Annotated in this window: 10 protein-coding genes; 2 read left to right on the top strand and 8 right to left on the bottom strand. The window is 31.1% G+C overall.

The features are described 5' to 3' along the window. Positions 1-40: 40 nt before the first annotated feature. The 6 genes from rodA to sppA all read right to left on the bottom strand — a co-directional run bounded on the left by rodA (position 41) and on the right by sppA (position 7867). Complete coding sequence (gene rodA / locus ACMHJW_RS06055) at positions 41-1585, bottom strand: rod shape-determining protein RodA (RefSeq protein ID WP_413532514.1); 1545 nt, start codon at positions 1583-1585, stop codon at positions 41-43. Continuing rightward, the gene (locus ACMHJW_RS06050; protein WP_413532513.1) at positions 1554-3536 is read right to left on the bottom strand and encodes a peptidoglycan D,D-transpeptidase FtsI family protein; all 1983 of its coding nucleotides are present in this window, start codon (positions 3534-3536) and stop codon (positions 1554-1556) included. Before ACMHJW_RS06050 ends, rodA begins: the two co-directional genes overlap by 32 nt. Further along, positions 3533-4048, bottom strand: coding sequence for a rod shape-determining protein MreD (gene mreD / locus ACMHJW_RS06045; RefSeq protein WP_413532512.1), 516 nt, complete (start codon positions 4046-4048; stop codon positions 3533-3535). Before mreD ends, ACMHJW_RS06050 begins: the two co-directional genes overlap by 4 nt. After that, a complete protein-coding gene (mreC, locus tag ACMHJW_RS06040; protein ID WP_413532511.1) occupies positions 4038-4889 on the bottom strand; it encodes a rod shape-determining protein MreC in 852 nt (283 codons plus the stop codon). The genes mreD and mreC overlap by 11 nt, the downstream gene beginning before the upstream one ends. A gap of 14 nt (positions 4890-4903) precedes the next feature. Then, entirely contained in the window at positions 4904-5929 is a 1026-nt protein-coding gene (locus ACMHJW_RS06035; protein WP_019975837.1) for a rod shape-determining protein, read from the bottom strand. 168 nt (positions 5930-6097) lie between these two features. After that, positions 6098-7867 (bottom strand): signal peptide peptidase SppA, encoded by a 1770-nt coding sequence (gene sppA, locus ACMHJW_RS06030; RefSeq protein WP_413532510.1) that lies wholly within the window; start codon positions 7865-7867, stop codon positions 6098-6100. 49 nt (positions 7868-7916) lie between these two features. On the opposite strand from sppA, the gene folK reads away from it, so the two are divergent. Then, a complete protein-coding gene (gene folK / locus ACMHJW_RS06025) occupies positions 7917-8306 on the top strand; it encodes a 2-amino-4-hydroxy-6-hydroxymethyldihydropteridine diphosphokinase (protein WP_413532509.1) in 390 nt (129 codons plus the stop codon). Positions 8307-8384: 78 nt separating this feature from the next. Beyond that, positions 8385-9785, top strand: a complete 1401-nt coding sequence (locus ACMHJW_RS06020; RefSeq protein WP_413532508.1) for an OmpA family protein — start codon at positions 8385-8387, stop codon at positions 9783-9785. A 96-nt stretch (positions 9786-9881) separates the two neighbouring features. Here the strand turns inward: ACMHJW_RS06020 and ACMHJW_RS06015 are convergent, their stop codons facing one another. Beyond that, a complete protein-coding gene (locus ACMHJW_RS06015; protein ID WP_413532507.1) occupies positions 9882-11249 on the bottom strand; it encodes an exonuclease domain-containing protein in 1368 nt (455 codons plus the stop codon). Between the two features lie 4 nt (positions 11250-11253). Then, positions 11254-12783, bottom strand: coding sequence for a helicase HerA-like domain-containing protein (locus ACMHJW_RS06010; protein ID WP_413532506.1), 1530 nt, complete (start codon positions 12781-12783; stop codon positions 11254-11256). Positions 12784-12799: the final 16 nt, after the last annotated feature.

Genomic DNA, 12799 nt, shown 5'->3' with positions numbered 1-12799 from the left:
TTGATTTTCAATGTAGCTTTTTTATTTTATTAACTTATTTCTAAATAAGTCCTTGATTATTTTTGTAATGAATAATAAGGAAAATCCCAATTAGAATTGTGAATCCCCACAAGGAACTACCTCCATAACTAAAGAAAGGCAGTGGAATACCAACTGTCGGAAAAAGACCAATTACCATTGCAATATTAATAAAGAAATGGAAGAATAAGATCGAAGCGACAGAATATCCATAAAAGCGAGCAAATCTATTTTTTTGATGCTCTGCTAAGTAAAATAATCGTCCTACGAAAACTGCATAGACAATCACTAAAGCTGTACTTCCTACAAAGCCCCATTCCTCTCCTACAGTCGTAAAAATATAATCCGTTTGTTGTTCAGGCACAAATCGTCCTTTTTTGATTGTTCCTTGGTTATATCCTTTTCCATATAATTCCCCAGAACCTATTGCTGTTTTTGCATACAATAAATTATAACCTGACGTATCGCGATATTTTGCCTCACCTTCATATAAAACCATAACACGCTCCTTCTGATGTTTTGGTAATTTTTCGAAAATAATAGGCGAAATAAAACTAACTATACTTGCAAAAAGTAGTAAAACAATAGATGCAATAATACTAAAGTTTAACACATTTGCCGATAAACCAGTTTGTGTTTTGAACGGTGAACTATTAATTTCTTTCTGTTCTGTTAATTTTAAAATTAATACTGGAATAATTGAAATAAAAAATCCTATTAATCCAAAAAATGTCGTGTTGAAAAATATTGGTTCCGAAAAGAATAATGAACGCATTGGAAATAGATGTCCAAATGATTCACGCGTTGTTTCTGATAAATCTTCAACCAAAAAACAAACAACAATTAATAATAAAAAGAAAATTGATAAGCCAATTAAAACACCATGCATTGCATCAACAACATTCTGATTATAATTGAATGCTAATATTAATAATGCAATCGTCAGAATTAGAAATCCTAAAATTAATAAAACGTAAAAAGGGATTTGTACAATCGAGATTAAGAAAATGATTAATAAGATAATTGGAGCGAGAATTATCCATGGATTAAGACCTTCTCGATATAAGGCTATGCTTAATGAACAAAAGATAATTACTGAACCTAAATCGGGTTGTAAAAGAATTAAAACTACTGGTATTGCAATAATTACTAATATCTTCCCAACAAAACCTAAATCTTTAAGATTAGCATTAGAATGATTAATAAAATTGGCAATTAATAAAGCCGTTCCAATCTTTGCAAACTCTGCTGGTTGCAAACTCAGCGGACCAAATCTATACCATGCTTTTGCTCCATTAATTTCTTTACCAACAATCAAAACACCGACGAGTAAGAGGAGCGAAATAATGTAAAAAACAGGACTATAAATCTCAAAAAAATTACGATTATTTCCACTAACAATCACCAAAGCTAAAATCATAACCATTCCAAGTCCAAACCAAATTAGCTGTTTTACACCTAAATCTGGATTGACACTATACACATTCATAATCCCGAAAGTCACTATTAGAAATCCCAGGATCAATACTGTCCAATCAATTCCTTTTAGTAATCTGTTTTGGCTCATGTTTTAGTTTTGTAGAATCTTTTTTTAATTTTAAACTATCTATTTTGTTTCCGATTGTATCCTTTTTAGGTTCTACGTATAATCCTTTTCTTTTCAAATAATCGATCCATTGACGGCGATATTCTCCTTGTAGATTACCGTTTTTCATGCGCTGAACTAATGCAGGACGTTTTATAGTATCTGTTACATATAATTCAGCAATCAAACTTGCCATTGGACCAGCATAAGTTGTCCCCCAAGAACCATTTTCTACAATAGCTGCTATTGCAATCTTAGGTTTATCTGCTGGTGCAAACAATACAAATAATGAGTGATCCTGTCCATGAGAATTTTGAGAAGTACCTGTTTTACCTAGTTGAACAAAAGAACTTGTATCAAAACTACGTGCTGTTCCCATTGTAAATACATTACGCATTCCACGATGTATGATGTCAAAATGTTTTGGATCTACCAACGTATTTTTTTTCACCATATAAGTAGAATCTGTCAACGGTTTTCCATCAATACTATGTACAATATGTGGTGTATAGAAAAATCCTTTATTAGCAATAATCGCTGTATAATTGGCCATTTGAAGTGGTGTCGTATTAATATCTCCTTGTCCCATACCATTAAAAATAATACGATAAGGATTCCAAACACCTTCTCCAAAACGATTATCATAAAATTCAGCAGTTGGAATAAGACCTTTACTCCCGACAGGTAAATCTGTTCCCATGAATTTTCCTAAACCGAAACTATTCATAATTGAAGCCCATTCATTGATTCCGACACTGTAATCATTCGGATCTTTACGAACAATATCACGATAAGCTTCTGAGAAAAAGTTGTTACATGATTTTCCTATCGCTCGTTCTAAACCTTGTGGAGCATAATACATTCCACAGTGACAACCGATATGCATACGTCCATAACGAAAACCATGTTTACAAACATAAGTTGTTTGTTCTGTCATCGTTCCCATTTGCAATCCAGCTAAAGCTGTAACCATCTTAAATGTAGAACCAGGAGGATAAGTTCCTTGCAAAGCTCTATCAAAAGTTGGACGAGAAATAGAATCGTTGATTAATGCATTTCTTAATTTTGAATTTAAATAATCCGATGGATTAATCGTTGGTGCAGAGGCTAAAGCTAAAATTTCACCATTATTAGGATCAAGAGCGACAATAGCTCCACGTTTATTCTGAAGCATTTGTTCTGCCAATTCTTGTAAACGATAATCGATTGTAAGATGAACAGTTTTTCCACTTTTAACAGGTCTATCGTAATCTCCGTTTTTATATGGACCTACAACATTCATTGTTCGGTCTACAATCCAGTTTTTAACACCTTTTACACCTCTCAAATCTTTTTCATACGATTTCTCAACTCCGGCAATACCAACCAAATCTCCTGGTTGATAATAAGTAGAATCTGTTTTGATGTATGCTTGATTAGCTTCGTTTATATAGCCCAATATATTTCCGGCAGAATTTACCATGTATTTACGCTCAGGACGTTTAATAATACTAAACGCAGGATACAAATACAATTGTTCTTGCATTCGTGCAAAGTTTTCGCGCGAAATATTTTTTAAAAAGGGATATGGAGATAATTTTTTATAATCTTTTGCCGTTACAATTTTATCTAAAATAGAATCAAATTTTTGCGTAGAAATTCCAATCATTTTAGAGAATTTAGGTTTATCAAAACCGCTCATATATTCTCCATAACTGTCGATTAACTTCCCTGGAATGACATCTAACTCGTAAGAATAAGTATTACTCACTAATAATTTTCCATTTCGATCGAGAATATCTCCACGATTTGGATAGATAATTTCTTGTTTGATCGAAGTATTAAATGCATTTAATGTATATCGATCTGTAAATAATTGCAAATACGCCAAACGTCCTATAAATAGAAAAACTATAAATAGGATGAGTGCATAAACAATCATCAACTTTTTCATACTCCGACTTTATTTTTAAATAAAATTTTATAAATAAAGACAAACACAAAAGTTATTCCCGAATTGATTAATCCTTTCAACATTAAAGGTCCAATTCCTGATGGTTTAAAATTCTCAAGAAGTAATAAGATAATATGATGTACAAGAATTAGGATAACAAAATAGAATAACCATTGTGCAATACTCAACGTATTGAAAGAGAAAAATTCCATTTCATAGTCTTGTTTTCCAGCTAAAAGTTTAATAATTGGATTTCTAATAAATGCGATAAGTGTTAATGCAAAAGCATGAATTCCTCCTGTATATTCAAAAATATCGATCATCAATCCTAACATAAATGATAAGATTAATAATGCGTATTTATTTTGAGAAGGTGGATAAAATAACACAAATACAATATAGATATATGGCTGATAGCTTCCTAGAAAATTGATGTGATTGAACACAAAAACTTGTAGTAAAGCTAAAATGATAATCTTGATAAGATTGATTAAAAAGTCTTTATTGAACATTCTGTGGACTTGTTATTGTATCTGATTTCTCTACTTGTTGAATTTCTACTTTGTTAAGGTTTGTTACCACATAAGCTTGGGCTAAATTAGCAAAGTCTTGTTTCAATCTCACTTGAATTTTCAATTCACCTGTTTCATCAACTCCTTTGCTTACAACTTTACCAATGATAATACCTTCTGGAAAGACTGGAGATTTACCATCCGTTTCGATAATGTCTCCTTTTTTCACTTCGATATATTTTGGAATTTCATATAATTGCACATAACGCGGATCTTTTCCATCCCATTTTACTGTTCCGAAATACTGATTTCCTTTTATACGTGCATTAATATTAATATCCTTGTTTAACAATGAAATTGCACGAGAATAGTTTTTCCCTGCAAAAGTTACAATACCAATTACACCATTATTTGTAATGATTCCGTCTCCTTTTTCTATTCCGTCATTGGTTCCTTTATCAATTGTCAAAAGGTTTTGCGTTTTGATAATAGAATTATTTACGATCTCTGTAGGAACAAAAGAATAACTTTGATGATAACCTAAGGTATCAGATTTGTAAAACTTTTTAGTCTTAGCATCTTTAATACCTAAATGCACCAATTGCTCACGCAAAAAGGCATTTTCATCCATCAAATCTTTATTCGTACTAGGTAAATTAATAAAGTTTGTCACCTTCGCAATTTTATCATCAACATAACCTGTAAATGATGTACTTGCAGAGGCAAGAATAGTTTCGTGGTAAATATTTTTCTTAAAGACAAGAAACAACGCAATTAACTCTAAAAAGACAAAAATTAATAGCATTCCATTTCTTCTAATCGCATTCAGAATATATTGCATTGCTCTTTACTCTTCTATTTCATTAAGAAAGTGAATTTATCAATATTTTTAAGTGCAATACCTGTTCCACGAACAACTGCACGTAAAGGATCATCTGCTAAGAATACTGGTAAACCTGTTTTTTTAGAAATACGTTGATCTAAACCTCTCAACATAGCTCCACCACCAGCCATATAGATACCTGTATTGTAGATATCTGCTGCTAATTCTGGAGGAGTTTGAGATAAAGTTTCCATCACACCATCTTCTATTCTTAAAATTGATTTATCTAAAGCACGCGCAATTTCTCTGTAATTTACAGTAATTTCTTTTGGCTTTCCTGTTATCAAATCACGTCCTTGTACTGGCATATCTTCTGGTGCATGCTCTAATTCTTCTACAGCAGCTCCTACTTCAATTTTAACACGCTCAGCGGTTCTTTCTCCAATATATAAATTGTGATGCGTTCTTAAATAATATGCAATATCATTTGTAAAGACATCTCCTGCAATTTTTACAGATTTATCACAAACAATTCCGCCTAAAGCAACAACAGCAATTTCTGTTGTTCCACCACCTATATCAATAATCATGTTACCTTTAGGCTGTGTAATATCAATTCCAACTCCTATCGCGGCAGCCATTGGTTCGTAAATAAGACGAACATCTTTTGCGTTAACGCGAGCACAAGAATCTTTTACAGCACGTTTTTCAACTTCTGTAATTCCAGATGGAATACAAATCACCATACGAAGTGAAGGTGAAAATAATTTACCTTGAATTCCAGGAATTTTCTTGATGAACTCTGTCAACATAAATTCTGAAGCTTCAAAATCTGCAATTACGCCGTCTTTTAAAGGACGAATTGTTTTTATATCGTCATGCGTTTTACCTTGCATGTGTTTTGCTTGTTCTCCAACAGCAATAACTTTATTTGTTCTTCTATGTATAGCGACGATAGATGGACTATCTACTACGACTTTATTATTATGTATAATTAAAGTATTAGCAGTCCCCAAGTCAATCGCAATTTCTTGCGTGAAAAAATCAAATAATCCCATCGTTGATTATGTCTCAGTATTATTAAAAATGAATGTACAAAAGTATAATAAATTTAGATGATTATAAAAGAGAATTTAATTTTTTAATCATCTAAAAATTTTTACTAAAATAGTAAGATTTTAACAATAAAAAAGGGTTAAAATATTTTTAACCCTTTTTTATGATTTTTATTGAATTTGAATATTGTAAGGTAACCTAACTTGAACACCTTTTTGTTCGTTCATCAACTTTATTTCTTTATAGATTCTAATTCCATCAGAACCTAATTCTTTTGCAATTGCTGCTTCTGTATTTTTTCCTTGAAGATTCTCTATAAATTCTTCGAAAGAATCTTTTCTTTTTGGATAATTTTCTGTTGAATATTTTTCGATTTTAGCCAATTTAGCAGCTTCTTTAATCGCTGTATCTAAACTTCCGAAATCATCTATCAAACCATTTTTTTTTGCACGAGTTCCAGACCAAACTCGTCCTTCTCCTATTTTATCAACTTGTTCATAAGTTAATTTTCTATTCGTCGCAACATGATTCACAAATTTACCATAAATCAATACAATTGATTTTTGCATTGTATTTTTGGCTGTTGGTGATAATGGAGTCGTTAATGATTTCAACTGATCTGCATTAGCATTTGTTTTTACTTCATCAAAATCTAATCCTATATTATTCAATAATTTTTGTGCGTTAGGAATCATTCCAAAAACACCAATTGATCCGGTAATTGTATTTGGCTGAGCGTAAATTTTGTCCGAAGCTTGCGCAATATAATATCCACCAGAAGCTGCTACATCACCAAAAGATACGACAATTGGCATTTTTGTTTTTAATTGCATTAATTCATATAAAATTTCTTCTGATGCATTTGCACTTCCTCCAGGAGAATTAACACGTAAAACCAACGCTTTTATTTTATCGTTTTGGCTAATTTTACGAATAGCATCTACATAAGTTTTGGATTGAATTCCATCAAAACCATCGCCTTCTGTAATTGTTCCAGAAGCATATAAAACTGCAATTTTATCTTTTTCTGATTTATCAGATAATGTATCGAAATAATCTTCAATTTTTATAGTATGTTTTTCAAGAATTTCGAATTCACTTTTTGATTTTTCTTCTTTTAAACCAAGTTTTTGGAATAACATTTTTTGATATTCATTTTCTTGTGCTAAAACATCATATATTTTTTTCTCTTTTCCTAATTCTGGAATAAATGCATATAAACTATCTGTAACCAAATTGAATTCTTCTGGAGAAATTTTACGTGATTTTGTAATCGAATTAGAGACATTTCCCCAAACATCATTCAACAATTCTGATAATTGTAAACGATTTTCTTCTGACATGTTTGTTCTCATATAAGGTTCTACAGCACTTTTGAATTGTCCATGACGAATTACTTGGAAATCGATACCATATTTATCTCCCGCATTTTTGAAAAACATAATGTTAGAACTTAATCCTTGTAATAAAGTTCCTCCCAAAGGATTTTGATAAATTTTATCTGAAATACTGCTTATATAATAAGATAATTGACTTCCCGAATTAGAATAAGCGTAAATAAATTTTCCTGATTTTTTAAAATCTTCTAATGCATTACGAATATCTGTGGCTTGTGTTGCTCCTCCAGAAAACTTATCAAGTTTTAAACTAATTCCTTTGATTTTGTCATCATTCTTTGCTTCTTCTATAGAATGAAGAATATCTTGTAAGAAAATATTTGAATTTTCTGACATATTAAAAATAGAAATTGAACGATCCATATCACTTTCCATAATAGGATCTTCGAGCGAAATCTCTAAAACAGAACCTTCTTTTACACTTTTTGTTGGAGCAGATAATGCTGAAACAAATATTAAAACGATAAGTATGATTACAAATACACTAATCGTTAATAAATTTCCTATAATTGTTGAGAATACTCTCCCGAAAAAGTTTTTCATTTTTAATTTATTATTACTTTTGCCTTATATGTCGCAAAATAAAGTCATTTTGTTACTAGGAACAAACTTAGGAGACAAAAAAAATAATCTAGAAATTGCTAAAAACCTTATTAATAAGGATATTGGGGAAATAAAAAAAGAATCAAATATTTTAGAAAATCAAGCTGAAGGGTTTACGACTAATCATTTATTCTTAAATCAAAAGGTTGAAATCTTAACTTCATTTTCTCCTTTTGAACTTTTAAAAAAAGTAAAAGAAATTGAAGTAAATATGGGACGAACATATACTCAACCAAAAGGAAATGAATTATATGTTGATAGATTAATCGATATTGATATATTATTCTTTAACAATCTTTTTATTGACTCTAACAAGTTAAAAATTCCACATCATCAGAACTTTTCTAGAGATTTTATCAAAAGTTTATCTTTTTTTTAAGATATTAATTATTAAATCATTAGTTTTGTAAAATATTTAGTTATGCTTTATATTAGTTATAATAATAATTTCTAACCTATGAAAAAACTTATATCTTTATTAATCTTGGGAGCTGCTGCTTGTGTATCTGCTCAAACCAAGTATGATGAAAAACCGTTCAATAACAGTAAGAAAGAATTCAATGATTGGTCTATTTCTGTTTTTGGAGGTGGTAGTTTATTACAGAATACCGATCTTTCCTCTTGGTGGGGTGGCGGATATTTTTCGCCCGGATACGACCTTCAGTTTCAAGTAAATAAACAAATTACGCATGCTTTTGGCTTGAGTCTACAATATCAATTAGGAAAAACGAGACAAAAAGGTACCATATATGACAATACTAAGTGGGGTAATGCTTATAGTGGGAAAGCTCATGGAAGAACTGAGTATCACGGTATATCTGGAATGGTAGATATTAATGCTTCTAATCTATTGAGAAGAGTTGATAATAAAACTGAATTTAAATGGGCATTTCACCTATATGCTGGTGCAGGATTCATAGGTTACAAAGCATATAGACAACATTTCTATGGCTCAGGAACGAATTATGATTTAGTTACTAATCAAAAATTAGGTGTTAGATCGTTCTATTCTCAAGTTGGTGCTGGTTTACGCCATAAATTAAATGATCGTTTTGATTTGGAGTTACGAGCTATGTACATAATGACTGGTGATGAACAATTTGACGGTTCTGGAAATCCTGAACCTGGTTATTGGACTGCTGCTGACGCAAATCCTGGTCGTGATGATAATATGATTACTCTATCTTTAGGTGTACACTATAAAATAGGTAAGCATAAAGATGCATTACAATGGGTATCTCCTATCCACTTGAGACCTGTTATCGAACAAACTCCTTTTGAGTGTATTGATGAAGATAGAGATGGAGTTTGTGATCAATGGGATAAATGTCCTGGTACTCCTGAAGGAATTCGTGTTGACGGTTCAGGATGTTCTTTAGACTCTGATGGAGATGGAGTTCCAGATAGTGAGGATAAATGCCCTACAATTCCTGGTCCACCAACAAATGGAGGATGTCCAGAGAAAGTTATAAGAATTTCTGGAGAAGATGTTGCTACAACAATTAATGCATATTTAGAAGGTATTGAATTTGATTATGACTCTGATCGTATTAGAGAACAATCATACGAAAAATTAAATCATGCTGCTGAAGTTTTATTGGCTAACCCTGATTTTAAATTTATAGTAGAAGGTCATACAGATGCAGCTGGAGGTGCAGATTACAACCAAAAATTATCTGAAAGACGTGCTGCTTCAGTAGTTCGTTACTTAGCTAATAAAGGAGTAGATGTTACAAAATTATCTTCTATTGGAAAAGGTAAATCTGATTTAAAATGGGCTGAATGTAACCCTGTTACAAACTGTCCTGCATGGAAAAACTTAGAAAATAGACGAGTAATTTTCAAAGAAATTAAATAGTCTAAATTTAATAATCATACAAAAAAGCTCAGTTAATATTAACTGAGCTTTTTTATTGTTTTATATTTTCTTCTATATTAATTTTATTCGAAATAATTATTCAAGAATGACTATTTGATTAGGATTTGAAGAAACTTTATATAAAAAATATTTCAACATATTTTTAATTTCATCTGTTTCTTGAATTGGAATTAAGATATTATGAATTTTATCTAAAGTTTTGATTTGATGATGATATTCATAATAACCATATCCTTTAAACTCTCCATTCTCAACTAAATAAAAAGATTTTTCAATCCCTTTTCTTCCTTTATCAATAATCAAAAAAGTTTGAGATGGATATTCTGTTGTTTCAATAAAATCTTGGATTCTTTTATTGTAAACTTCTCTAGGCTCTTCTTTTATACAAGCTCCATTACATTTGTTCACTTTGTACTGAAAGCACGAATCATCAGATTTAATTCCAGCATTTACTTGTTGACAAAGATTATAATCATTAATAATTTTTTCTAAAACCTCTTTAGCACGTTCTTTTGTTTTGAATTTCAAAAGAGGTTGTACTTTTCTTATTTTACCAATCTCTAATCTTGAATAACCACGCTTAGATTCCAAATAATATAAGCCAAAAGGATAAATTTTATTTTCGACCAACTTTACGTTATACATTGGTTTATTATTCAAAACCTCGTTATTTTCTTTAATTGCTGCAAGAAAACCACTTCCTGTTTCTTCGAATTTTATTGAACGTGTATAACGTTTCAGCTTATTAGCCTTTAAAGTTTTCGATGTAAAAATTTGATTAATCGATTGTGCTATATTATTGCTTCGACTAATATAAATAAGTTGCTTTCTACTATTATATAAATAATAAACACCTATTGAATTCGGCAAACCTTCAAGAAGTTTTTGATATTTAGAATGTGCCTTTTTGGGTTGTTTTAAACCTGTTTTCTTCGTAATTATTTTCTCTGAATCTTTATCCAAAAGTAATTTGAATAATGAAATTGTAGCGAGTGCGTCACCAGAAGCTCTATGTCTGTCTGTGACTAAAATACCAAGTGATTCACATAGCTTTCCTAAAGAATATGATGGCAATCCAGGAATTAACTTTTCGCTGTATTCAAATGTATCAATCCATTCTTTCTCGTAATTATAGCCCAAACGATCAAATTCTTGTTTTAACATTCTGTAATCAAACATTACATTATGTCCAACCAAAATACAATCATCTGTAATTTCAACAATACGTTTTGCAATTTCATGAAATTTGGGTGCAGTAAGCACCATTTTATCAGAAATATGCGTTAATCTTTGTACAAATTGATCAATCTTTTTTTCTGGATTAACTAATGATATAAATTGATCAATAATTTCTTTACCATCATATTTATACACCGCAATCTCGATGATTGACTCTTCTCCTACTTTTCCGCCAGTCGCTTCTATATCTAAAATCGCGTACACCTGCTTATTTTTTTCCTTTTAAAAAATTAGTTAACATTTTCATTCCAAAATCCATTAATTTTCGAGTTGCAGTACGGCTTACATCACGAACAACAGGATTATCGCTCCAAGTTTTTTCTTTCGGAGTTTTCTTTGTTGAAGTTGTTTTTGTCGTGGGTTTTTCTATATTTTTTTGTTGTTCTAATTTTTGTGATAAAATTTCATTCGCTGATTCACGATCAATGTTTGTTGCATATTTTGTTACTAAAGCTGAATTTGAAATAATGGTATCAATTTCATTTGGTGTCAAAACATCCATTCTCGAATTTGGCGCACGCATATAAGTGTATGCCAAAGGAGTTGGAATTCCTTTTTCGTCTAAAGCTGTCACAAAAGCTTCACCAATTCCTAATTGAGTAATAACTTCGTCGGCTTTATAATAAGTTGTAGTTGGATAATTTTCTATCGCTTTTTTAATTTCTTTGCGATCTTTTGCAGTAAAACCTCTTAATGCATGTTGAACTTTAAGACCTAATTGGCTCAAAACTGCATCTGGAACATCTCCAGGTACTTGTGTTACAAAATACAATCCAACCCCTTTTGAGCGGATTAATTTAACCATTGTCTCGATTTGGTCCAATAAAGCTTTTGTAGCTTCTTTAAAAATCAAATGAGCTTCATCAATAAAAATAACCAATTTTGGTTTATCTGAATCCCCAGATTCTGGAAATTGAGAATAAATTTTATTCAATAAACTCAACATGAAAGTTGAAAATAAATTAGGTTGATTTTGAATATCAATCAAACGAATAATATTTACAACGCCTTTTCCATCTTTTGTTTTCAATAAATCCTGAACATCAAAACTTGGTTCTCCAAAAAATTTCGTTGCACCTTGCTGTTCCAATGCAACAATTTTACGTAAAATAGCTCCTAAAGAAGCAGGTGAAATTGTTCCGTAATTAGAATTTAATTCAGATTTTCCTTCGTCAGAATCTGTTACATATTGCAAAACTCGACGAATATCCTCCAAATCAATTAAAGGTAAATTACGATCTTGACAATATTTGAATATAATTGAAATAATACTTTCTTGTGTTTCATTCAGTTGTAAAATTTTACTGAATAGAATTGGTCCAAAATCACTTACTGTTGCACGAAGTCTTGCACCAGGCTCATCAGAAATAGATAAAAATTCGACAGGAGAGGCTTGCGGATCAAAAGGCAAATCAAGCGCTTCCATTCTTTCTTGTGCATTTTTATCGTCCGGATTTGCAGCAGCTCCAATTCCCGATAAATCTCCTTTGATATCCATCAATAATGTTGGAACACCTTTCAAAGAAAGCTGTTCTGCAATAATCTGCAAAGATTTTGTTTTACCGGTCCCTGTTGCCCCACCAATCAACCCATGTCGGTTCATTGTTTTTAAGGCAACTGAAATCTCAGCTTCTTCTACAATTTCGCCATTTAACTTGGCTTTGCCTAAAATTATTTTATCGTTTTTATAGGAATAACGATTTTGTATCTCTTGAATAAAGCTTTCTTTCTGGTTCATTTTGATTGATTATAGA

The sequence above is a fragment of the Empedobacter brevis genome, assembly GCF_965118635.1.
In the GTDB taxonomy this organism is placed as follows: Bacteria; Bacteroidota; Bacteroidia; order Flavobacteriales; family Weeksellaceae; genus Empedobacter; species Empedobacter brevis_A.
This window is presented reverse-complemented; position numbering and strand designations above follow the sequence as displayed.